At 65.2% G+C, this 21,772-nt stretch carries 18 protein-coding genes and 1 pseudogene; 10 read left to right on the top strand and 9 right to left on the bottom strand.

Going from position 1 to position 21,772, the window contains the following annotated elements:
* Positions 1-191: 191 nt before the first annotated feature.
* A complete protein-coding gene (locus ACFDR6_RS15225) occupies positions 192-1,085 on the top strand; it encodes a YihY/virulence factor BrkB family protein (RefSeq protein ID WP_212079795.1) in 894 nt (297 codons plus the stop codon).
* On the opposite strand, the gene ACFDR6_RS15220 is transcribed toward ACFDR6_RS15225, so the two are convergent.
* Positions 1,012-2,274, bottom strand: coding sequence for an ATP-binding protein (locus tag ACFDR6_RS15220; protein WP_375858758.1), 1,263 nt, complete (start codon positions 2,272-2,274; stop codon positions 1,012-1,014). The two genes, ACFDR6_RS15225 and ACFDR6_RS15220, sit on opposite strands and share 74 nt — an antisense overlap.
* A 104-nt stretch (positions 2,275-2,378) precedes the next feature.
* Positions 2,379-3,251 carry a tRNA glutamyl-Q(34) synthetase GluQRS gene (gene gluQRS, locus ACFDR6_RS15215; protein WP_375858757.1) on the bottom strand — a complete coding sequence of 291 codons (873 nt, stop codon included), beginning with the start codon at positions 3,249-3,251 and terminating at the stop codon, positions 2,379-2,381.
* A gap of 198 nt (positions 3,252-3,449) precedes the next feature.
* On the opposite strand from gluQRS, the gene ACFDR6_RS15210 reads away from it, so the two are divergent.
* On the top strand, positions 3,450-4,103 hold the full coding sequence (locus ACFDR6_RS15210) for a DNA-3-methyladenine glycosylase family protein (RefSeq protein ID WP_212079792.1): 654 nt from the start codon (positions 3,450-3,452) through the stop codon (positions 4,101-4,103).
* On the opposite strand, the gene ACFDR6_RS15205 is transcribed toward ACFDR6_RS15210, so the two are convergent.
* Positions 4,100-4,987, bottom strand: coding sequence for a LysR family transcriptional regulator (locus tag ACFDR6_RS15205; protein WP_317242177.1), 888 nt, complete (start codon positions 4,985-4,987; stop codon positions 4,100-4,102). The two genes, ACFDR6_RS15210 and ACFDR6_RS15205, sit on opposite strands and share 4 nt — an antisense overlap.
* A 181-nt stretch (positions 4,988-5,168) precedes the next feature.
* On the opposite strand from ACFDR6_RS15205, the gene ACFDR6_RS15200 reads away from it, so the two are divergent.
* The 6 genes and pseudogenes from ACFDR6_RS15200 (at position 5,169) to ACFDR6_RS15175 (ending at position 12,719) form a co-directional block, all read left to right on the top strand.
* Positions 5,169-6,143, top strand: coding sequence for an NAD(P)H-dependent flavin oxidoreductase (locus tag ACFDR6_RS15200; RefSeq protein ID WP_375858756.1), 975 nt, complete (start codon positions 5,169-5,171; stop codon positions 6,141-6,143).
* A 50-nt stretch (positions 6,144-6,193) separates the two neighbouring features.
* Positions 6,194-7,378, top strand: coding sequence for an ABC transporter substrate-binding protein (locus tag ACFDR6_RS15195; protein WP_375858755.1), 1,185 nt, complete (start codon positions 6,194-6,196; stop codon positions 7,376-7,378).
* A 15-nt stretch (positions 7,379-7,393) separates the two neighbouring features.
* A pseudogene (locus tag ACFDR6_RS15190) lies at positions 7,394-8,929 on the top strand (acyl-CoA synthetase); the annotation flags it as partial.
* A gap of 129 nt (positions 8,930-9,058) precedes the next feature.
* Positions 9,059-10,834 carry a flavin-containing monooxygenase gene (locus ACFDR6_RS15185; RefSeq protein ID WP_375858754.1) on the top strand — a complete coding sequence of 592 codons (1,776 nt, stop codon included), beginning with the start codon at positions 9,059-9,061 and terminating at the stop codon, positions 10,832-10,834.
* A 139-nt stretch (positions 10,835-10,973) separates the two neighbouring features.
* Positions 10,974-11,951: a peptidyl-alpha-hydroxyglycine alpha-amidating lyase family protein gene (locus ACFDR6_RS15180; RefSeq protein ID WP_317242174.1), complete on the top strand. Its 978-nt coding sequence runs from the start codon at positions 10,974-10,976 to the stop codon at positions 11,949-11,951.
* A gap of 210 nt (positions 11,952-12,161) precedes the next feature.
* A complete protein-coding gene (locus tag ACFDR6_RS15175) occupies positions 12,162-12,719 on the top strand; it encodes an HNH endonuclease (RefSeq protein WP_194405835.1) in 558 nt (185 codons plus the stop codon).
* Positions 12,720-12,738: 19 nt separating this feature from the next.
* On the opposite strand, the gene ACFDR6_RS15170 is transcribed toward ACFDR6_RS15175, so the two are convergent.
* Positions 12,739-13,620 (bottom strand): DMT family transporter, encoded by an 882-nt coding sequence (locus ACFDR6_RS15170; RefSeq protein ID WP_212079781.1) that lies wholly within the window; start codon positions 13,618-13,620, stop codon positions 12,739-12,741.
* A gap of 175 nt (positions 13,621-13,795) precedes the next feature.
* Between ACFDR6_RS15170 and ACFDR6_RS15165 the strand changes: the two genes are divergently transcribed.
* Both ACFDR6_RS15165 and ACFDR6_RS15160 read left to right on the top strand, forming a co-directional pair.
* Positions 13,796-14,017, top strand: coding sequence for a dodecin (locus ACFDR6_RS15165; RefSeq protein ID WP_212079779.1), 222 nt, complete (start codon positions 13,796-13,798; stop codon positions 14,015-14,017).
* 176 nt (positions 14,018-14,193) lie between these two features.
* The gene (locus ACFDR6_RS15160) at positions 14,194-16,098 is read left to right on the top strand and encodes a sensor domain-containing diguanylate cyclase (RefSeq protein ID WP_317242172.1); all 1,905 of its coding nucleotides are present in this window, start codon (positions 14,194-14,196) and stop codon (positions 16,096-16,098) included.
* Positions 16,099-16,116: 18 nt separating this feature from the next.
* Here the strand turns inward: ACFDR6_RS15160 and ACFDR6_RS15155 are convergent, their stop codons facing one another.
* The 5 genes from ACFDR6_RS15155 to ACFDR6_RS15135 are packed head-to-tail and all read right to left on the bottom strand — an operon-like array spanning position 16,117 to position 21,739.
* The gene (locus ACFDR6_RS15155) at positions 16,117-17,085 is read right to left on the bottom strand and encodes an ABC transporter ATP-binding protein (protein WP_317242171.1); all 969 of its coding nucleotides are present in this window, start codon (positions 17,083-17,085) and stop codon (positions 16,117-16,119) included.
* Complete coding sequence (locus ACFDR6_RS15150) at positions 17,082-18,077, bottom strand: ABC transporter ATP-binding protein (RefSeq protein ID WP_317242170.1); 996 nt, start codon at positions 18,075-18,077, stop codon at positions 17,082-17,084. Before ACFDR6_RS15150 ends, ACFDR6_RS15155 begins: the two co-directional genes overlap by 4 nt.
* Positions 18,077-18,994, bottom strand: coding sequence for an ABC transporter permease (locus ACFDR6_RS15145; RefSeq protein WP_212079769.1), 918 nt, complete (start codon positions 18,992-18,994; stop codon positions 18,077-18,079). The genes ACFDR6_RS15150 and ACFDR6_RS15145 overlap by 1 nt, the downstream gene beginning before the upstream one ends.
* Entirely contained in the window at positions 18,960-19,919 is a 960-nt protein-coding gene (locus ACFDR6_RS15140; RefSeq protein ID WP_212079767.1) for an ABC transporter permease, read from the bottom strand. The genes ACFDR6_RS15145 and ACFDR6_RS15140 overlap by 35 nt, the downstream gene beginning before the upstream one ends.
* A 29-nt stretch (positions 19,920-19,948) precedes the next feature.
* The gene (locus ACFDR6_RS15135; protein ID WP_212079765.1) at positions 19,949-21,739 is read right to left on the bottom strand and encodes a peptide ABC transporter substrate-binding protein; all 1,791 of its coding nucleotides are present in this window, start codon (positions 21,737-21,739) and stop codon (positions 19,949-19,951) included.
* Positions 21,740-21,772: the final 33 nt, after the last annotated feature.

Raw genomic sequence — 21,772 nt, 5'->3', positions numbered from 1 at the left:
GCGCTGCGGCGAGATGGATTTCGGGCTCGCGCTTCGCGCGCCCCGGAATGACGGCGAGGTGCTTCACGATCTGGCTTTTGGGGGAATAATGTCAGAAGGTAGCGAGATGACCTCCGATTTGCGCCGCTCGCCTCCCCTCACCTCTCCCCGCGCACGGCGCGCGCGAGCGGCACCCGTCTTGTAGGTCGCGCATGAAAGCGATCCGCTACATCTACGTCGTGGTGGAGGACGCGTTCTACACGTTCCTGGCCGATGACGGCTGGGCGATCGCGAGCCATATCGCGCTATCGACGCTGATGGCGCTGTTCCCGTTCCTGATCGTGCTGACCTCGCTCGCCGGCTTTTTCGGCTCCAAGGAACTCGCCGACCAGGCCGCCAGCCTGATGCTGCAGATCTGGCCCAAGCAGGTCGCGGATTCGATCTCGGGCGAGGTTCACGATGTGCTGACCACGACCCGCACCGGCATTCTGACCATCGGCGCGGCGCTGTCGGTCTATTTCGCCTCCAACGGCGTCGAGGCGCTCCGGGTTGCGCTCAACCGCGCCTATGCGGTGGTGGAGATGCGGCGTTGGTACTGGCTGCGGCTGGAATCGATTGCCTACACGTTGATCGCAGCTTTCACCGCGCTCGCCATGGCGTTCCTGATCGTGCTCGGTCCGCTCTTGATCGAAGCGGCGCGACGCCATATCCCGCTGTTCGTCGAGTCGAACGAAAGCATCCTCACCTGGCTGCGCTACGGCATCACCATCGGCGCGCTGGTGGTGGCGCTGATCATCCTGCATGCCTGGCTGCCGGCAGGACGGCGCAGTTTCCTCCAGATCCTGCCCGGCATCGTCTTCACCATCGTGGCCTCGCTGATCTCCAGTGTCGTGTTCGGACAATATCTGGCCCGCTTCGCCAACAACTACGTGACGATGTATGCGGGGCTCGCCTCGGTGATCATCGCGCTGGTGTTTCTGTACTTCATCGCCGCGATCTTCGTTTACGGCGGGGAACTCAACGCCGCCATCATCAAGTCGCGGCTTCCTCACGGCGTGTCGCTTCAAGCAGCGCAGTCGCTAGCGCCCGCGGAGACACAGGCTTGACCAGGAAGGCGTCGGCGCCGGCCTCGCGCGAGGCCACCTCGTCCTCACCCCGTCCGGAAACGCCGATGATCGGGATCCGGGCCAGCGGCGCCGGCATCGTGCGGATCCGCCTGATCGCCTCGACGCCGTCGATCCCCGGCAGCACCATGTCCATCAGCACCGCATCGAACGCGCCCTGCTCCAGCCGGTTCACGGCGTCCTCGCCGCGCCCGATGAACTCGGCGTGATGGCCGAGCTCGGTCAGAATGGTGTTGAGCACGACGCGTCCGAACGGATTGTCCTCGACGCTGAGGACGCGTAGCGCCGCGACCGCATCGGCGTCCGCTTCACCCTTCGTCTTGCCGGATTTGCGCGGTCCTGCCCCTTCGAGCGACACCGTCAGCGTAAAGGTGGCACCGCCGCCGCGCCGCAGCGCGACAGTGATGTCGCCGCCCATCGCGCGCGCCAATTGCTTGACCGAGGACAGACCCAGGCCGGCGCCGCCGAAGCGCGAGGCGATGGTGACGTTGGCCTGGGTGAACGGACGGAACAACCGCTTGATCTCGGCCATGGTCAGGCCGATGCCGCTGTCGGACACCGCGAAAGCAACGCCCACCCTGGCCCTGGCTTTGCCCTTGACGGGCCGCCACGGCGCGACAGCGAGCGCCACGCCGCCCTGATCGGTGAACTTCACGGCATTGTCGATCAGATTCTCGAGCGCGGCGCGCAGGCGGACGGGGTCGCCGACCACCAGCCCCGGAAGCTTTCCGGAGATTTCGACCTCGGCCTTCAGTCCCTTGGCCGCAGCCCGGCCGGCCAGCGAATCGCCGGCATTGCGGGCAAGCGTTCGCAGGTCGAACAGATCCTGTCGCAGCGCGCTTCCCCCCTTCCCCGCACCCTTGCCGGTCCTGGCGGCATCCACGAACAACGTGGCAAGGCTCGCCAGATGCTCGGCACCGGCCTTGATGGTGTCGGCCCAGCGCCGTTCCCGTTCGCCGAGATCGGAGGTCGCGAGCAGGTCGCTGATCGCCAGGATGCCGGTCAGGGGGGTACGAACCTCATGGGCAAAGGCGGCGAGCGCCGCCTGGACCACATCCGGCGCGACCTGCTTGGTGCTGCGCTTGCGCAACGGAGCGACCGACCCGGACCGCTTCCGAGGCGGCCGCTTGGACGTCCGCGTGGTACGCGCTGCGCGCTTCTTCGCCGCCATGACTCCCCTTCGAAGTATCCCCTTCGAACCCCGCGCTGTCGGCCAAGCATGGCACGGCGGAACCCCCGGAGTCACGGCGGCGTTTAGCTAACCCCCAGAGAAACTTAACCTAATCCGACCAGCCGACGGATGCCTGACGGCGTGATGCCGGCCGCGCGCAATTCGCGCAGACCCGTCGACCGGCTCGATTTTGACAGCTTCCGCCCCTCGCCGTCGCAAATCAGCCGGTGATGGCGGTAGGCGGGTTCCGGCAGGCCGAGCAGAACCTGGATCAGGCGGTGCACGGATGTCGCGTGAAACAGGTCCTGGCCCCGCACGATCTCACTGACGCCCTGGAGCGCGTCATCGACGACAACAGACAGATGGTAGCTGGTTGGCGTCTCCTTGCGGGCTAGGATCACGTCCCCCCACGCCTCAGGGCGTGCGGGGACGATGCCGCGCTCGCGCTGGGAGCCCTCGCCCAGTTCATTCCAGCTCAGGCCGGTAACGCCCTGACATGCGGCTGCCATGTCCAGCCGCAACGCGTAGGGCGCGCCTGACGCAATCAGCCGCGACCGCTCACCGGCAGGCAGCGATCTGGAATCGCCGGGATAGAGCGGCGCGCCGTCGGGATCGCGCGGCCACGGGCCATCGGCCTCCCGGGCGGCGACGAGCTTTGCGATCTCGGCGCGGCTTTCGAAGGCGGGATAGACGAGGCCAAGCGCGGACAGCTTGTCCAGCGCGGCGCGATAGTCGGCGAGATGCTCCGACTGCCGCCGCACCGGTGTCTCCCAATCGATCCCGAGCCAGGCGAGATCCTCGTCGATCGCCGCCTCGAATTCCGGCCGACAGCGCGCGGTGTCGATGTCCTCGATCCGCAGCAACAGCCGCCCGCCGGTCTCCCGCGCGCGCTCGAAGTTGAGCAGCGCGGAATAGGCGTGGCCGAGATGCAGAAGGCCGTTCGGGCTCGGGGCAAATCGGAAAACGGGTGGTGCCATTTAATAAGTCTCGTCATGGCCGGGCGTAGCCGCGACAGCTGTCATTCCGGGGCGGACCGAAGGACCGAGCCCGTAATCTCGAGATTCCGGGCTCGATGTCCGGGTCGCGCTTCGCGCGATCCCGTCGCATCGCCCCGGAATGACGGAGTAGGATAATAGATGCGCGGGTCAAGCCCGCGCATGACAAGTTGAGTGACCATGACCATCCACCTCGAAACCCAGTCCGATCTCGAAGAGGCCGTCCACGCGCTGATCAAGCGCGATCCCCGCCTGAAACCCGTGCTGGCCACGGCGGGCATGCCGGCGCTGCGGCGGCGCGAGCCGGGTTTCGAGGGTCTTGCCCACATCGTCTGCGGGCAGCAGCTCTCGACCGCGAGCGCGGCGGCGATCTGGGGACGACTGTCAGCGGCGTTCGACCCGTTCGACCATGACGCCGTGCGCCGCGCACGCGCCGACCGGCTGGGGCGGCTCGGCCTGTCCGCCGCCAAGATCAAGACGCTGAAGCATCTGGCACGCGAGATCGGCGCGCAGCGGCTGAACCTCGACGTGCTCGCCGAGGAAGATGCCGACGCCGCGCATCATACGCTGATTGCGCTGCCCGGCATCGGCCCCTGGACCGCGGACGTCTATCTGCTGTTCTGCCTCGGCCATGGCGATGCCTGGCCGGCCGGCGACCTCGCCGTGCAGGAGGCCATCAAGATCGGCCTCGGCCTCCAGGCGCGGCCGACCGAGAAGCAGATGGCGCCGCTCGCCGAACCCTGGCGTCCCCTGCGCGGCGCGGCGGCGCATTTGTGGTGGAGCTATTATCGCGCGGTGAAGAAGCGCGAAGGCGTGCTCGCCGGGTCAAACTAGCCGCGCAGCCGCTCGCGATCGGCGCGGGCGCATTCGGCCACGAAGTCGATCACGGCCCGTACCGCAGGAAGCTCGACGAGGTCGGGATGCGCGAGCAGCCACAGGTCGGCCACGCTGGCGAGCTTCTGCGGCGCGACGCGGATGAGGTCGGAATAGCTTTCCGCGACGAAACACGACAGCGCGGAAATTCCGATCCCTGCGCGCACGGCCGCCAGCATGTCGCCCTGCGAGGAGCAGCGCATCACGACCGTGCCCTGGCGGGTGATCGCATCGCTCCATCGCGCAAGCTGCGCGTTGGAATCCTGGTCGGCAAAGCCGATTACGCTGTGCTCCTTCCACTCGCCGCGGCGCTCCGGCAGGGACCGCCCCGCGGCATAGTCGCGCGAGGCATAGAAGCCCGTGCCGAGCCGGCCGATCTTGCGGCCGACCAGATTTTCCTCGCCGCTGTCGAGCGGCCGCAGCACGACGTCGGCTTCCCGGCGCCGCACGCTGGCCGGAAACGGATGGGTGATGATCTCGAGGCGAATGTGATCATGCGCGCTGAGAAAGGCGTGCAGCCGGGGCATCAGCCAGTGTGAGGCCAGCGTCGCCCCGATCGACAGCTTGACCGTGCCGCGCGCCTTGCGCCCGCCGGCGCCGACGGCGGCCTCGGCGCGGAGCGCGGCAGCCGCCATTGCCTCGGCATGCTCGCGCAAAGTACGGCCATCGGCAGTGAGCACGAAGCCGTCGGCAGCACGGGCCAGCAGCTTGGTGCCGAGTTGCGCCTCCAGCGCCGCGATCTTTCGGCTGACGGTCGGGTGGCTCGCGTGCAGGCGCCGCGCCGCTGCCGTGAAGCTGCCGGTATCCGCCACCGCGACGAAGGTCTTGCAGAGGTCCCAATCCACGGCCACTCCGTTCAAAACTGAATGCGCACATGTTCAATCTTGAACGATCCTGCACGCGCCGTCCAACCCTATAGTGCGGTCAAACCGCGAGGCAGGCGCACGCTGCCAGCCGCGACAATCGACATGGAAGCGCTCACCGCCGGCCGGAAGAACCGGCGATGCGCGTCGTCAGGAGGATCGGATGGCACTGCCTGCGCTGCTCAAGAACAATCTGGAACTGCCGGTGGTCGGCTCGCCGCTCTTCATCGTCTCCGGACCGGAGCTGGTGATCGCCCAGTGCAAGGCGGGCGTTGTCGGCTCCTTTCCCGCGCTCAACGCCCGTCCGGTCGAGAAGCTCGATGAATGGCTCAGCCGCATCGAGGACGAGCTCGGCGAATACAAATCGCGCAATCCCGGCAAGAAGGTCGCACCCTACGCCGTCAACCAGATTTGCCATGCTTCGAACGACCGGCTGATGAGGGACATGGAAATTTGCGTCAAGCACAAGGCGCCCATCATCATCACTTCGTTGCGGCCGCCGGCAGAGCTCGTCCAGGCCGCACATTCCTACGGCGGGCTGGTGTTCCACGACGTCATCAACGTCAAGCATGCGCGAAAAGCCGCCGAGCAAGACGTCGACGGCCTGATCCTGGTCTGCGCCGGTGCGGGCGGACATGCCGGCACGCTGTCGCCCTTCGCGCTGGTGCGCGAGGTCAAGCAATGGTTTGACGGCGCGATCCTGCTGTCGGGTGCGATCAGCGACGGCTTTGGCATCGCCTCGGCGCTGGCGCTGGGCGCCGACCTCGCCTATTTGGGCACGCGGTTCATCGCGACGAAGGAGGCCAACGCCGACGCGGCCTACAAATCGGCGCTGACCCAGCATGCCGCGCATGACATCGTCTACACCAATCTGTTCACCGGCGTGCACGGCAATTATCTCGGCCCTTCGATCGCCGCCGCCGGGCTGGATCCGGACAATCTCCCGGCCGCTGACAAGTCGAAGATGAATTTCGGCTCTGGCGGCAACATGAAATCGAAAGCGTGGCGCGACATCTGGGGATGCGGCCAGGGCATCGGCCAGATCAGCGACGCTCCCGCCGTCGCCGAACTCGTCGACCGGATGAAGGGAGAGTTCGATCAGGCCCGGCAGGATTTCCTGATGCGCGCAAGCGCCTGAGGCTTGTTCGAACAAGAAAATTGGACTGACAAGAAAAACGGGAGGACACCATGAAGCTGGCAGCCGCACTGATCGGCCTGTCGTTGCTGACGCTCGCCGGCGGCAGCGTCCGTGCCGAAGGCACGGGGGAGATCCGCATCGGACAGACGCTGCCCTATAGCGGCCCGGCCTCCGGCTTCGGCGCGATCGGACGGACGCAGGAAGCCTTCTTCGAGAAGATCAACGCCGAAGGCGGCATCAACGGCCGCAAGGTCAAGTTCATCACGCTGGATGATGCCTATTCGCCGCCGAAGACGGTCGAGCAGACCCGCAAGCTGGTGGAGCAGGACGAGGTGCTGATGATGTTCGGCTCGCTGGGCACCGCCACCAACAGCGCCGTACAACGCTACCTCAACAGCAAGAAGGTGCCGCAGCTGTTCGTGCTCTCCGGCGCGACGAAATGGGCCGATCCGCAGAAATATCCGTGGACCATGCCCGGCATGGCCGCCTACGAATCCGAGGGTGTGGTCTATGCCAAGCACGTGCTGCGGGCCAAGCCCGGCGCCAAGATCGCCATCCTGTCCCAGAACGACGATTTCGGCCGTGACTATGTCGCCGGCTTCAAGCGCGCGCTGGGCGACAAGGCAGCTAGCATGATCGTCGCGGAGCAGACCTACGAGACCAGCGCCCCGACGATCAGCTCGCAGCTATCGACCCTGAAGGCCTCAGGCGCCGATGTGCTGTTCGGCGTCGTGCTCGGCAAGTTCACCTCGCAGATGATCAAGGGCGTGGCCGAGATCGGCTGGAAGCCCGAGCTGTTCTTCGTGCCGACCTCGGCCTCGTCGATCTCGTTCCTGGAGCCTGCCGGCCTCGACAACGCCGTCGGCCTGATCTCGTCGAGCAACCAGAAGGACACGATGGATCCGCAATGGGCCGACGATCCCGGCGTGAAGGAGTATTTCGCCTTCATGAAGCAGTACATGCCGAATGCGGACCTCTCGAATTCCAACTACGGCGCCGGCTATCACTATGCGACGCTGCTGATGACCGTGCTCAAAGGGTGCAAGGACGATGTCAGCCGCGACAACATCATGCGCCAGGCCGCTTCTCTGAAGGAGGTGAAGTTGCCGCTGCTGCTGCCGGGCATGAGTGTGAGCACCGGCCCCGACGACTATCTGCCGTTCCAGCAGCTTCAGCTCCGGCGCTTCAACGGCAAGAGCTGGGTGGGATTCGGCGACGTGCTGGATGATCGCTGAGGCGAGCGGAACAAGGACAGATCAATGATCATCAGCGGCGAACGCCTGATCGGCTATGACGCGATCCAGGCGCGCATCAAACGCGCCGCGAGCGGGCTTCGCGGCCTCGGCCTTGGCGAAGGCGCGCCCGTTGCCATGATGCTGCGCAACGATTTCACCCTGTTCGAGGTGGTCGCGGCCTCGGCCGCATTGGGCAGCCCTGTGGTGCCGATCAACTGGCATCTCAAGGCCGAGGAGGTCCGCTACATTCTCGCCGACAGCGGCGCCAAGATCCTGGTCTGCCATGCCGATCTGCTGCCGCAGATCCGTGACGGCGTGCCGGCGGATGTCCGCCTGCTCGTCGTCGCGACACCGCCCGAGCTTGCGGCGACCTTCGCAATACCCCCTGATCTAACCGAGGTCCCGGCTGGTTTGACGGATTGGGACCGCTGGCGCGACGGGCATCCGGAAACCCAGGAGCCGCAGCGCCGCGCGGCGGCGATGATCTACACCTCGGGGACCACGGGCATGCCGAAGGGCGTGCGGCGCATGCCGATGCAACCCGAGCAGGCCGCCGCTTCCGAACGCGTCGGCGCGATTGCCTACGGCATCAAGCCGCGCGAGGACCAGGTCGTGCTGATCAACGGACCGATGTATCATTCGGCGCCGCATTCCTACGGCATGATGGCGTTCCGCAACGGCTGCACGATCGTCCTGCAGCCGCGATTCGATGCCGAGGAGCTCTTGGCGCTGATCGAACGCCACCGCGTGACGCACATCCACATGGTGCCCACCATGTTCGTTCGTCTGCTCCGCCTGCCCGACGCAATCCGGCGGCGCCACGATCTCTCCTCGCTGCGGTTCGTCGTGCACGGCGCCGCGCCCTGCCCGCCCGAAGTCAAGCGGGCCATGATCCAGTGGTGGGGACCAGTCATCAATGAATATTTCGGCTCGACCGAGACCGGCATCCCGGTCTGGCATTCGGCCGAGGAGGCCCTGAAGAAGCCCGGCACGGTGGGGCGCGCCATCGACGGCGGCATCGTCAGGATCTTCCGAGACGACGGCAGCCTCTGCGGCGCGAACGAGGTCGGCGAGATCTACATGCGCCAGACGGCGGTGCCCGATTTCGACTATCACGGCAAGGCGCAGGCGCGCGCCGAGGCGGGGCGCGACGGCCTCGTCAGCGTCGGCGACGTCGGCTATCTCGACGACGAGGGCTATCTGTTCCTGTGCGACCGCAAGCGCGACATGGTGATCTCAGGCGGAGTCAACATCTATCCCGCCGAGATCGAGAACGCGCTGATCGCCATGCCCGGCGTGCGCGATTGTGCCGTGTTCGGCATTCCCGACGCCGAGTATGGCGAGCGCCTGTGCGCCTGCATCGAGCCGGAGACGGACGCGCGGCTCTCTTCCACGTTAGTGCAGGCCTTTCTGCGCGAGCGACTGGCCAACTTCAAGGTGCCGAAGGAGATCCAGTTCCTGGATACGCTGCCCCGCGAGGCGACCGGGAAGATCTTCAAGCGCAAGCTGCGCGATCCCTACTGGGCGGACCGGAGGGCGGGCGGGCTTTAGCCGCCGGACGCAATATTCCGTCCGAGCAGGGCCATATGCCGGCATTGCTCGGGTGATGTGCTTTTGGCGGCCTGCGAAACCGTATAGCTTCGACCAGAGGAAACGCCGCGAAGACGGCCAAGAGGTCGCATGCTGGACAGGACGAAGGATATTTCCGTCGCCGCGCAAGCCTGGCTCGACGCTTTCGAGCGCACGCTGAACGAGCCCGATCGCGAAGCCCTCCAGCAGCTGTTCGTGGCGGACAGTTTTTGGCGGGATGTACTGGCGCTGAGCTGGAACCTGCAGACAATCGCAGGCCGCGATACGATCACGCAGGAGCTGAGCAGGCTCGTGCCCAAGGCGAGCCCGACCAGTTTCAGGATCGCCCCTAACCGCGCGCCACCGCGCTGGGTAACGCGCGCCGGCACCAGCGCCATCGAAGCGATCTTCAATTTCGAGAGCGCGATCGGGCGCGGCAGCGGCATCGTCCGGCTCATTCCTGACAGCACCGATGGCGACCGCCTGAAAGCGTGGACGCTGCTGACGGCACTCGACGAGCTCAAGGGATTCGAGGAGCAGCTCGGCATCTCGCGTCCGCGCGGTCAGGCCTATTCGCGCGATTTCCGCGGGCCGAACTGGCTCGATCTGCGCAACGCCTCACGAGATTATGCGAAACGAGATCCTGCCGTGCTGGTGGTCGGCGGCGGCCAGGCCGGACTCGCGATCGCCGCGCGGCTGAAGCAGTTGCAGGTCGACGCGCTGATCGTCGATCGCGAGTTGAGGATCGGCGACAATTGGCGCAACCGCTATCACGCACTGACCCTGCACAACCAAGTGCAGGTCAATCACCTCCCCTACATGCCGTTTCCGCCGAACTGGCCGACCTATATCCCCAAGGACAAGCTCGCCAACTGGTTCGAGTCTTACGTCGATGCCATGGAGCTGAACTTCTGGACCGGGACCGAGTTCGAAGGCGGCGCCTATGACGAGGCCAAGGCATGCTGGACGGTCACACTGCGGCGCGCCGACGGCAGCATGCGGACCATGCATCCCCGCCATGTCGTCATGGCGACCGGCGTCAGCGGCATCGCCAACATACCCGACATTCCGACGCTCGGCAATTTCAAGGGCACGTTGCTGCATTCCAGCCGCTACGAGGACGGCGAGAACTGGACCGGCAAGCGCGCGATCGTCATCGGCACCGGCAACAGCGGCCACGACATCGCGCAGGATCTTTATTCCAGTGGCGCCGAGGTGACGTTGGTGCAGCGCTCGCCGACGCTGGTCACAAATATCGAGCCGTCGGCACAGCTTGCTTACGCCACCTACAATGAAGGCACGCTCGAGGACAATGATCTGATCGCGGCCTCGATGCCGACACCGCTGGCGAAGAAAACCCATGTGATGCTGACCGAGCAATCCAAGGAGCTCGACAAGGAGCTGCTCGACGGCCTCTCACGCGTCGGCTTCAAGCTCGACTTCGGCGAGGGCGGGACGGGCTGGCAATTCAAATACCTCACCCGCGGCGGCGGCTATTATTTCAACGTTGGCTGCTCCAATTTGATCGTCGAGGGCAAGATCGGGCTCAGGCAGTTTTCCGACATCGAGGGCTTCGTCGGGGAAGGCGCGCGGATGAAGAACGGCACCACCATCGCCGCCGACCTGATCGTGCTCTCCACCGGCTACAAGCCGCAGGAATATCTGGTGCGAAAGCTGTTCGGCGATGCCGTCGCCGACCGCGTCGGCCCGATCTGGGGCTTCGGCGACGGTTTTGAGCTGCGCAACATGTATGCGCGCACGAAGCAGCCCGGCCTGTGGTTCATCGCCGGCAGCCTCGCGCAATGCCGCATCAACTCGAAATACCTCGCACTCCAGATCAAGGCGATCGAGGAAGGGATATGGGGGCGTGAGGTGAGTACGGCTTAGGCCAGCCGTCATTCCGGGGCGCGACGAAGTCGCGAGCCCGGAATCCATTGCGCCGCCTATTGCGCGGATAGATGGATTGCGGGCTCGCGCTACGCGCGCCCCGGAATGACAGGAGCCGGAATGACAGGAGGAAGAAATCATGCCAGCCATTCTCGGCACCGGCGAGCACCGCTACCGCGTCGTCGAAAATTTCGCCAAGCTGCCGGACGGCTGGCAGCTCACCGATGTCGCCTCCGTCGCCGTTGACAGCCGCGACCGGATCTACGTCTTCAACCGCGGCGCCCATCCGATGGTGGTGCTCGACCGTGACGGCAATTTCCTGCGCAGCTTCGGCGAGGGGCTGTTCTCGCGCGCGCACGGCCTGCACATCGATGCCGACGACAATCTCTACTGCACCGACGATGGCGACCACACCGTGCGCAAATGTACCACCGACGGCAAGGTGCTGCTGACGATCGGCATCCCCGCAAAGCCGTCGCCGTTCATGAGCGGCGAGCCGTTCCACCGTTGCACCCACACCGCGCTGTCGCCGAAGGGCGAGATCTATGTCTCCGACGGCTATGGCAATGCGCGCGTGCACAAGTTCACCCCCGACGGCAAGCTGCTCAAGAGCTGGGGCGAGCCGGGGACCGATCCCGGCCAGTTCAACATCGTGCACAACATCGCCACCGATGCCGACGGCTGGGTCTACGTCGCCGACCGCGAGAACCATCGCGTACAGGTGTTCAACGGCGAGGGCAAATACGAGACGCAGTGGAACAATCTTCACCGACCCTGTGCGCTGTGCTGCAGCGGCGGGGCTAACAGTCCGATCTTCGTGATCGGCGAGCTCGGGCCCGGCCTGGCCGTCAACCGCAAGGTGCCCAATCTCGGCCCGCGGCTGTCGATCGTTGACGCCAAGGGCAAGCGCATCGCGCGGCTCGGCGGCGAGGAGGGCCCGGGCGTTGCCAGCGGAAAATTCCTGGCGCCCCACGGCATCGCGCTGGATTCGAAAGGCGACATCTATGTCGGCGAGGTCGGCGTCACCGACTGGAAGACGAGCTTTCCGGACGAGGAGATGCCGGCCGCCGTGCGCGCAACGCGGTGCTTGCAGAAGCTGGAGCGGGTACGGGAGTAGCGCGGCAAATCACGCCGTACAGGGACAAGCGGTCCCGGACCAGCCAGGCTGCCCCTTGAGATCGCGGCTTTTTGAGCGCTCCTGCCACCTCGCCGCCGTATTGCTTCGGCCTGAATAAGTCGCTCAACGGGCTTCACAATCCCGTCACGCTGCATGTAGTATGTCAGTACATGCTGCTTCGCAGCGTACATTGGAGGCCGGGAGCGTTACTTGAACGCACATGTCTCGCAAGGCAGTTGGCCGGTGTTGGTGCTGAATGCGGACTTCCGGCCGCTGAGTTACTACCCGCTGTCTCTTTGGTCGTGGCAAGACGCGATCAAGGCGGTGTTCCTCGACCGCGTCAACATCGTCGCTCACTACGATCAGGCGGTCCACAGTCCGACCCTGCAAATGCAGCTGCCGAGCGTCGTCTCGCTCAAATCCTTCGTCAAACCGACCACCCACCCCGCCTTCACCCGATTCAACGTCTTTCTGCGCGACCGTTTCGCCTGCCAATATTGCGGCTCGCCCGAAGACCTGACCTTCGACCACATCATCCCGCGCAGCAAAGGCGGTCAGACCACTTGGGAGAACGTGGTCGCGGCGTGCTCGCCGTGTAACTTGCGCAAGGGCAATCTGACGCCGGCTCAGGCCAGGATGTTTCCGCGGCAGAGCGCGTTCGCGCCGACCGTGCACCAGCTCCACCGCAACGGCCGCCTGTTCCCGCCGAACTACCTGCACGACAGCTGGCTGGACTATCTGTACTGGGATACAGAGCTGGATCCGTAGCGGAGAGCCTGCGAACGGGTTATCCCCGCTGCAACGCCAGCGTCACGCCGCCGAGCGTGAGCGCCATTGCCGTCCATTCGCGATAGCCCAGCGGCTCGCCCAGAATGATGGCGGCGGAGACCACGCCGATCACCGGCACGATCAGCATGCCGGTCGAGGCCGTCGTCGGTGGCAGGCGGCGCAGCGTCTCGAACCAGGTGACGTAGCAGACGCCCATCGGCACCAATGTCATGTAGACGAAGCAGCCGAGCCCCACCGGGGTGATCGCAGTGACGTCGGGACCCTCGAACAGCACACCGAGGACCAGCATCGTGGCGCAACCGAGCCCGACCTGCCAGGCGACGACGACCAGCGGCGGCATCGGCAGCGGCTTGCGGTTGAGCACGTTGCCGAGCGCGAACAGGATGGCGCAGAGCAGCGCGAGCACGATACCCAGCAGCTTGTCGGCGGTGAACGCAAAGCCGTTTCCGCTCAAGAGCAGCGTGACGCCGGCAACGCCGAGGACCAGCCCGAGGATATCCCGCAGGGCCGGCCGCGTGTGCAGCACCGGCCAGGCGAACAGCATCGCCCAGATCGGCATGGTGTAGGCGAGCAGAGCGCCCTCGCTCACCGTCACATATTTCATCGCGACCGTGCCGAGCCCCATCCAGGCGACCACGTTGGTGAGGGTCGCAAACACCAGCCGCGGGATGGCCTCGCGCGGAACGGCAAACGACTCCTTCCGGCTCAGCACCAGAGCGCCGAGAATGAGCGAGGCGCAAACGCCCGCAAGTCCACGCGCGAACAGAGGCGGCCATTGCTGGAGCAGCAGCTTCATCAGCGGCCAGTTCAACGCCCAGCCGAAGGCCGTCACGCAGAGGCAGAGAGCGCCGATCGTCCTGTCGCGTCGCGCGGGATCCATGACTAAGCGCTTAGCAGGCAAGCACGGCCGGCTCCACCTCGGCTGGCGCATGCGGGGCCATCACGACGCTGGGAACTCGAAGCGCCCGTGCCCGTTCAGACTCGACGCCATGCGCACCGGCATGCACGTTCACCAAACGCGTTCGTCGGCCACCCAATGAAACAGGAAAACACTCATGCCCGCAACCGAGAGTGATCACGTCTACAAGATCCTGGATCTCGTCGGATCATCGGAAACCTCGATCGAGGACGCGATCAAGAATGCGATCAGCCGCGCTGCCAAGACCGTTCGCGAGATGAAATGGTTCGAGGTGGTGCAGACGCGCGGCCACATCGAGAACGGCACCGTCGGTCATTACCAGGTGACGCTGCGCGTCGGCTTCACGCTGGAGGGATGACGCGGTGGACGCCGGGCGGAACCGTCGCGCGCGGCGCGGCGTGACATCCGCCCGGCGAGCGGATCTGATATCCGCGACCGTCTCCGGTCCACTACGGACCGGCGCAATCATCGCAAATATTGCAACAGGCCGTTAAGGTGAAGGTGAGAGGTTTGCACCAATTTGGAGCAAGCCTGATGGTCACGGGCCGCGAACTCGGCAAGACGCCTCTTCCGCTCTGGGCGGCGGGGTTCGTCGCCTTGATTTGCGTCGCCATCCTGGGCTTGAGTGCCTGGCGCGAATGGGAAGCGCGCGAGGCTGATCTCAGGAACGCCGAAGTCGAGGTCGCCAATGTGGCGCATTCCCTGGTCCAGCATGCGGACGACACGTTCGAACTCGCCGACACGCTCCTGGTTGGACTGGTCCATCGGCTCGAAATCGACGGAACCGGGCCGGACACGATCGCAAAGCTCCAGGCCTATCTGCCGACGCGCAAATCATCGGACCGCATCCGCGGCATCTTCATCTATGACGCGAGCGGCCGGTGGCTTGCCACGACCGAGCGCCTCGACTTCTCCAAGCTCAACAACAGCGATCGTGATTATTTCCGGCGCCATCGCGACTCGCCGGAACCGGGCACGCTGATCGGACCTCCGGTCAAGAGCCGCTCCGGAGGCCAATGGATCATCACCGCGTCCCGCCGGATCAACGATTCCGACGGCGGCTTCGCCGGCGTTGCTCTGCTCACGATCGACGTCAGCTATTTCGTCAAGTTCTACGAGCGGTTCGACATCGGCCCGAACGGCTCGGCATCGTTGCTCAACAGCCGTGGCATCATGCTGGCGCGCAGCCGCGACGAGAGCGGCGCCTTCGTCGGACGCGACCTGTCCAATGCGCCCTTGTTCAATGGCTGGGAAAGCCGCCCCGACGCGGCGGTCTACTATTTCAAGTCGCCGCTCGATGGCGTGCAGCGGCTGAGCTATTACCAGCGCAGCAGCCGCTATCCCCTGCTGGTGCTGGCGAGCAAGTCGCAGGACGACGTGCTGGCCCCCTGGCGCCGCGCGGCAGCCGCGCGCATGACCTTCGTCCTCGGCCTCGTGCTGCTGATCGCCGTAATCGGCTACTATCTTGTCCGTCAGTTGCTGCAGCGGCAACGCACGGCACAGGCCCTCGTCGCCAAGGAAGCCAATTTCCGCCTGCTGGCCGAGCAATCCAGCGACATGGTGACCCGCATCGGTCTGGATAACCGGCTGCTCTACGTCTCGCCTTCCTGCGCGCGCATCACCGGCTGGTCGGCCGAAGAGCTGCTTGGCACGTCGGCCATCGCCGGCATTCACGCGGACGACATGGAGCGGGTCGAGCAGGCCATCGCCGCGCTGAAGAACGGCGAAGCCGAGGAGGCTCGGTTCGTCTATCGCCAGCGTCATCGCGACAAGGGCGAGATCTGGGCCGAGGCGGCGCTGCACGTGACGCTGGCGTCAGACAGCGGCGAGATCGACGGCGTCGTCGCGGTCGTGCGCGACATGACCGAGCAGAAGGATCTTCAGGACAGGCTCGCCTCGCTGGCAACGACCGACGGCCTCACGGGCCTTGCCAACCGGCGCGCATTCGACGAGCGGCTGGCCGACGAATGGGCGCGGGCCCGGCGCGACGGCACGCAGCTCTCGCTGTTGCTGATCGATGTCGATCATTTCAAGAAGTTCAACGACCATTACGGACATCTGGCGGGCGACGCCTGCCTGCGCGCGCTCGGCCGGATTCTATCGGCGCAGGCCAGGCGGCCGGCCGACCTCGCCGCGCGTTATGGCGGCGAGGAATTCGCCGTCCTGTTGCCGAACACCGGCCCTGACGGCTGCGCCGAGGTCGGCGAGGGAATTCGCCTGGCACTGAAGGAGCTCGCCATGCTGCATGGGCAAAATCCGCCGTCCCGGCTGGTGACTGCGAGCCTCGGCGGCGCATCGGCTGTTCCGTCCGAGACCGCGATGGACTGCAGCACGCTGGTCGCCGCCGCCGACCGCGCGCTTTATGCCGCGAAGGACGGCGGCCGTGACCGGCTGGTGATGTCGGGACAGGTCATACCGTGGCCCGCGAAGACCGCGTGACGAGATCGATGACGGTCCTCATGCCAGATGGCACGAGACGAAGTGTCCGCCCGCTCCTTCCCTCAGCTCCGGCGCGCTTTCCGCGCAGCGCGGCTGGGCGATCGGACAGCGGGTGTGGAAGTGACAGCCCGACGGCGGCTTCATCGGGCTCGGCACGTCGCCCTTGAGGCGGATGCGCTCGCGCTTCAGTTTTGGATCGGGCACGGGCACCGCCGACAACAGCGCCCTCGTATAGGGATGCTGCGGGTTGCGGTAGAGATCGCTCGCCTTCGCCAGCTCGACGATGCGGCCGAGATACATCACCGCGACGCGGTCGGAGATGTGCTCGACCACCGAGAGGTCGTGCGCGACAAACAGATAAGTGAGGTTCAGCTCGGCCTGGAGATCCTCCAAGAGGTTGATGACCTGGGCCTGGATCGACACGTCGAGCGCCGAGACCGGCTCGTCGCAGACGATCAGCTTCGGCTCGACCGCGAGCGCGCGCGCGATCACGATGCGCTGGCGCTGGCCGCCGGAGAATTCATGCGGGTAACGCCGCATGTGCTCCGCCTTGAGCCCGACCTTGACCAGGAGACCGGCGACGCGCTCCTCGCGCTCCTTCACGGAGGAGGCGAGATTGTGGATGGTGAAGGCCTCGCCGAGAATCGCGCCGACCGTCATGCGCGGATTGAGCGAGGCGAACGGATCCTGGAACACCAGCTGCATGTTCCGCCGCATCGCGCGCAGATCATTGCCGCCGAGCTGGCGCACGTCCTGGCCGTCGAAAGTGACCTCGCCGTCGGTCGGCTCGATCAGGCGCAGCACGCAGCGTCCCGTGGTCGACTTGCCGCAACCGGATTCGCCGACGAGACCGAGCGTCTCGCCGCGGTTGACCGAGAACGACACGCCGTCGACCGCATAGACGGTGCCGACCTGGCGCGACAACAGGCCGCCGAGCACGGGAAAATGTTTCTTCAGGCCGCTGACGCGCAGCAGGGGTTCGCTCATGACGCGGCTCCCAGGTTCGGATCGCCGAGGTGACAGGCCATGCGATGGCCGGGCGAAACCTCGCGCAGCAGCGGCTCCTTCTCGGTGCAGACGTCCATGGCGAATTTGCAGCGCGGCGCAAAGCGGCAGCCGACCGGCGGATTGATCAGGATCGGCACCGTGCCGCCGATCGCCTCGAGCCGCGTCTTGTGCTCGCTGTCGAGATCGATGCGCGGGATCGAGCGGATCAATCCTTGGGTATAGGGATGGCGGGGATTGCCGAACAGCTCGTCGACCGGCGCCTCCTCCACCACCTTGCCGGCATACATCACGACGACGCGCTGCGCCGTCTCGGCAACCACGCCCATGGCATGGGTGATCAACATCACCGCCATGCCGAAGCGCTCCTTCATGTCCTGGAGCAGGTCGAGAATCTGCGCCTGGATGGTGACGTCGAGCGCGGTGGTGGGCTCGTCGGCGATGATCAGCTTCGGCTTGCAGGCGAGCGCCATCGCGATCATCACGCGCTGGCGCATGCCGCCGGAGAACTGGTGCGGATAATTGTGCACGCGGCCTTCGGCGTTGGGGATCTGCACCAGCTTCAGCATCTCGATGGTGCGATCGAGCGCCTGCTTCCTCGTCACGGCTTCGTGACGGCGCAGGCTCTCGGCAATCTGCTCGCCGATGGTCAACACCGGGTTGAGCGAGGTCATCGGCTCCTGGAAGATGAAGCCGATCTCCTTGGCCCTGATCTCGTCGAGCTGATTGCTGGTCAGCGGCACGAGATCGCGGCCCTCGAAGATGATCTGGCCCGCCGCGATCCGGCCAGGCGGCATCGCGATCAGCTTCAGGATCGACATCGCGGTCACGGTCTTGCCGCAGCCGGATTCGCCGACGACGCAGAGCGTCTCGCCCCGGTTGATGGAGATGTCGACGCCATCGACGGCCTGGAGGATGCCGTCGTCGGTGGAGAAGTGGGTTTTCAGCCCCTTGATCTCGAGCAGGGGCGCCATCAGATCACCCGTCGCGCATCAAGCGCATCACGCAGGCCGTCGCCGATGAAGTTGATCGCGACCACCGCGATGAAGATCGCGCCGCCCGGAAACAATGCCCAATGCGGGCCGATGTCGAGGAAGTCCTTGGCGTCATACAGCAGGCGGCCCCAGGTCGGCGTATCAGGCGGGAAACCGAGGCCGAGGAAGGACAGCGTCGATTCCGCGATGATCGCCGCGGCAACGTCGATGGTGCCGGCGATGATCACCGGGCCGAGCGCGTTGGGCAGAATATGCCGTACCACCTGCCGCGCCGGGCTGGCGCCGAGCGCGCGGGCCGCCTCGACGAACTCCTTTTCGCGGATCGACAGGAACTGCGCGCGCACGAGCCGCGCCACCGGCATCCAGCGCAGGCCTCCGATGACGAGCACGATCAGGATGAAGATGCCGCCTTCGGGACCGAACACCGATTTCAGCCCCTCGCGGAAGAGATAGATGAGCAGGAGGAGCAGCGGCAGTTGCGGCAGTGACAGGAACAGGTCGGTCAGCCACATCAAACCGTGCCCGAGCGCTCCGCGCGACATGCCGGCGAGCGCGCCGATCAGCGTGCCGATGAAGACGGAGACCAGCATCGCGGCGAGGCCGACCGCGAGCGAGATGCGGCCGCCATAGATCATGCGCGCCAGAATGTCCTGGCCGAGATCGTCGGTGCCGAAGGGATGGGCGAGCGAGGGCCCTTGCAGGCCCGCAACGATGTCGATCTCGTTGATCTTGATGCGCCAGACGAAGGGCCCGAGAACGACGGCGAGCACCAGGATGAGGAGCAGGAAGGCGCTGACCACGGCGAGCTTGTGGCGGCTAAAGCGCCGCCATGTCTCGCGCCAGGGCGAATAGACCCGCCGCTCAGCGGAGGGAGATGCGAGGGTCAAGCCAGCCATACAGGACGTCCGCGATGAGATTGAACAGCACGACGAGGCACGCGAAGACGAAGGTCACGGCCATCACCACCGGCGTGTCGTTGGACAGGATCGAAGAGATCAGCAGCGAGCCGATACCGGGGATGCGGAAGATCTGCTCGGTGACGATGGCGCCGCCGAACACGGCGGGCATTTGCAGCGCGATCAGCGTCACGACCGGGATCATGGCGTTGCGCATCACGTGCTTGACGATGACCTTGGCCTGGCCGAGGCCCTTGGCGCGCGCCGTGGTGACGTAATCGAGCCTGATCACATCGAGCATCGCCGAGCGCACGAAACGCGTCATCGACGCCGCCTGAAACAGGCCGAGCACCGCCACCGGCATGATCGCCTGCCGGATCATCTCCAGCACCCAGCGGATGCCGGTGCCCTTGATGTCGGTGGTATAGACGAAGGGCAGCCAGTCCAGTGTGACCGAGAAGATCAGGATGAACAGGATGCCGGTGAAGAAGGTCGGCAGCGAAAAGCCGACGAAGGCGAGCGTGTTGGCGACCTGGTCGAACACCGAATAAGGCTTGGTCGCCGCATAGACACCGACGGGAATTGCGACCAGCAGCGCCAGAATCTGTGCCGAGCCGATCACATAGAGTGTCGTCGGAAGGCGTTGGAGGATGAGCGTATCGACGTTCATCCGGCTGACGAACGAAAAACCCCAGTCGCCGTGCAGCATGGCGTTGAGCCAATGCAGGTAGCGGAGGTAGATCGGATCATCCAGGCCGAATTTGGCCCGAAGCGCGGCCTGCACTTCGGGCGGCACGTTCGGATTGGTCGCCAGTTCGGAGAACGGGTCGCCGGGAGCCAGCGCCAGCACGAAGAACAGCACTGCCGAGATGCCGAGCAGGCTCGGAATCGCGATCAGCAGGCGACGCAGGACATACTGACTCATCAGGGAAGGATCCTCCTAGCGGCCGTCCCTCACGCGTCTCGGTACCAGTCCTGGATGTTGTCCGTCTCATTGGCCCAACCGCTCAGCGCTGGCCGAAGCGCGTTGGCCGCGGCTTCCACCTTCAGGCGATGCATCACCGGAATGAACACGGTGTCCTGCCAGAGCAGATCGTTGCACTTGATGTAGAGCGCCGCGCGCTTGACCGGATCGGTCTCGGTCTCGGCCGCCGCAATGGCGGCATCATAGTCCTTGTTGACATAGCGCGGGAAATTCTGGCCCTGCCACTTGTTCTCCTTGGTGGCAACGTTGGCGGAGATGTAGCGGCGCATGTGCAAGGCCGGATCCGGCTGCGTCATCGGGATCTGGAATTCCTCGATGTCCGCATAGAACTTGGGGTAGGTATCGGGGTTGGCCACGTCCGACGAGAAGAACACCGAGGCCACGACCGATTTCAACTCGACGTCGATGCCGGCCTTCTGGCAGGCCTGCTTGACGATCGCCTGGGTCTTCTGGCGCGGACCGTTGGTCGAGGTCTGGTACAGAAGCTTGAACTTCTTTCCGTCTTTCTCTCGGATGCCGTCCGCTCCGACCTTCCATCCGGCGTCGTCGAGCATCTTCGACGCCTTCTCGATGTTGAACTCCCACGAGGTGTTCTTGGAGACGAACTTCTCGGGGCCGTTGAGGTAGTTGGCGGTCGTGCGGCCGGCGCGACCGTAAATCGCCTTTTTGACGGACTCACGATCGACCAGCAGGGACAGCGCCTTGCGCACGTTCGGATCGGAGAAAATCGGATGCTTGGTCTTCATCGAGGACCGTTCGCCATCGACCTCGGTGTTGGGATCGGTGAAGTTGATCGCGATGAACTCGATGTCGCCGCCCGTGGCATAGACGGTCTTGCCCTTGCCGCCCTTCTCCAGACGCAGCAGCACGTCGTCTTCGACCTGCATGTTCCAGGCGAAATCGAATTCGCCGGTCTGGATCACCGCGCGCGCCGCCGAGACGGCATCGCCGCCGCCCTTCATCTCGATCGTGTCGAAATGCGGACGATTGGGCATGTGATAGTCGGGATTGAGCTCGCCGCGGACCACATCGCCCGGCTTGAACTCGACGAACTTGTAGGGACCGGTGCCCACCGGGGCCAGATTGTTCGGCGCCTCGCGGGACTTCGAACCCTTGTAGTCGGTGAACAGATGCTTCGGGAGAACGCAGCCATACGCGCCGACGAAGGCATTCGCCCAGAATGGCGTCGGCGTCTTGAACAGGATGCGGATCGAAAGATCGTTGACCTTCTCGACCGTAATTTCACCATAGGTGCTGATGCTGACGGCGGCCGTGGCGGGGTCGCTGGCATACTGCCAAGTAAACACGAAGTCGTCGGCGGTGAGCGGCTTGCCGTCGTGCCACTTCACTCCCGGCTTGATTTTCCAGACCACGGATTTGGCATCGGCGGCGAGACCGCCGTTTGCAAGGGAGGGAATCTCTGCGGCGAGAATCGGGTTGAGATTGCCGTCGGCGTCCCAGCTTGCGAGCGGCTCGTAGAACAGGCGCGATCCGTCCTGATCCTTGGTGCCGGTGGCGAAATGTGGATTGAGCAGCGTCGGCCCCTGCCACCACAGCAGCTTGAGAGGGCCGCCGCCCCCGCGCTTGGTCGGCTTATAGGCCGCGGGGCTCTGCGCCATGGCAACGCCGCCGAGCGCGAGGAGCTGGTTGGCCAGGGGAGCGGTAAGACCGACCGCGGCCATGCGCTTGATGAAGGCGCGGCGATCCATCCGCCCGTCCTTCACCTGGCCGATCATCGAACGCAGTTCTTTATCCAGCATGGTTGTCCCCCGTCTGGTTCCCATCGTGATGAG

Origin of the sequence: Bradyrhizobium tunisiense, assembly GCF_042263385.1 — a bacterium.
In the GTDB taxonomy this organism is placed as follows: Bacteria; Pseudomonadota; Alphaproteobacteria; order Rhizobiales; family Xanthobacteraceae; genus Bradyrhizobium; species Bradyrhizobium tunisiense.
This window is presented reverse-complemented; position numbering and strand designations above follow the sequence as displayed.

Excerpts from the sequence above, each read along its gene's own strand:
- ACFDR6_RS15225 (WP_212079795.1), top strand. The coding sequence starts at position 192 with ATGAAAGCGATCCGCTACATCTACGTCGTGGTGGAGGACGCGTTCTAC.
- ACFDR6_RS15220 (WP_375858758.1), bottom strand. The coding sequence starts at position 2,274 with ATGGCGGCGAAGAAGCGCGCAGCGCGTACCACGCGGACGTCCAAGCGG.
- gluQRS (WP_375858757.1), bottom strand. The coding sequence starts at position 3,251 with ATGGCACCACCCGTTTTCCGATTTGCCCCGAGCCCGAACGGCCTTCTG.
- ACFDR6_RS15210 (WP_212079792.1), top strand. The coding sequence starts at position 3,450 with ATGACCATCCACCTCGAAACCCAGTCCGATCTCGAAGAGGCCGTCCAC.
- ACFDR6_RS15200 (WP_375858756.1), top strand. The coding sequence starts at position 5,169 with ATGGCACTGCCTGCGCTGCTCAAGAACAATCTGGAACTGCCGGTGGTC.
- ACFDR6_RS15195 (WP_375858755.1), top strand. The coding sequence starts at position 6,194 with ATGAAGCTGGCAGCCGCACTGATCGGCCTGTCGTTGCTGACGCTCGCC.
- ACFDR6_RS15185 (WP_375858754.1), top strand. The coding sequence starts at position 9,059 with ATGCTGGACAGGACGAAGGATATTTCCGTCGCCGCGCAAGCCTGGCTC.
- ACFDR6_RS15180 (WP_317242174.1), top strand. The coding sequence starts at position 10,974 with ATGCCAGCCATTCTCGGCACCGGCGAGCACCGCTACCGCGTCGTCGAA.
- ACFDR6_RS15170 (WP_212079781.1), bottom strand. The coding sequence starts at position 13,620 with ATGGATCCCGCGCGACGCGACAGGACGATCGGCGCTCTCTGCCTCTGC.
- ACFDR6_RS15165 (WP_212079779.1), top strand. The coding sequence starts at position 13,796 with ATGCCCGCAACCGAGAGTGATCACGTCTACAAGATCCTGGATCTCGTC.
- ACFDR6_RS15160 (WP_317242172.1), top strand. The coding sequence starts at position 14,194 with ATGGTCACGGGCCGCGAACTCGGCAAGACGCCTCTTCCGCTCTGGGCG.
- ACFDR6_RS15155 (WP_317242171.1), bottom strand. The coding sequence starts at position 17,085 with ATGAGCGAACCCCTGCTGCGCGTCAGCGGCCTGAAGAAACATTTTCCC.
- ACFDR6_RS15150 (WP_317242170.1), bottom strand. The coding sequence starts at position 18,077 with ATGGCGCCCCTGCTCGAGATCAAGGGGCTGAAAACCCACTTCTCCACC.
- ACFDR6_RS15145 (WP_212079769.1), bottom strand. The coding sequence starts at position 18,994 with ATGGCTGGCTTGACCCTCGCATCTCCCTCCGCTGAGCGGCGGGTCTAT.
- ACFDR6_RS15140 (WP_212079767.1), bottom strand. The coding sequence starts at position 19,919 with ATGAGTCAGTATGTCCTGCGTCGCCTGCTGATCGCGATTCCGAGCCTG.
- ACFDR6_RS15135 (WP_212079765.1), bottom strand. The coding sequence starts at position 21,739 with ATGCTGGATAAAGAACTGCGTTCGATGATCGGCCAGGTGAAGGACGGG.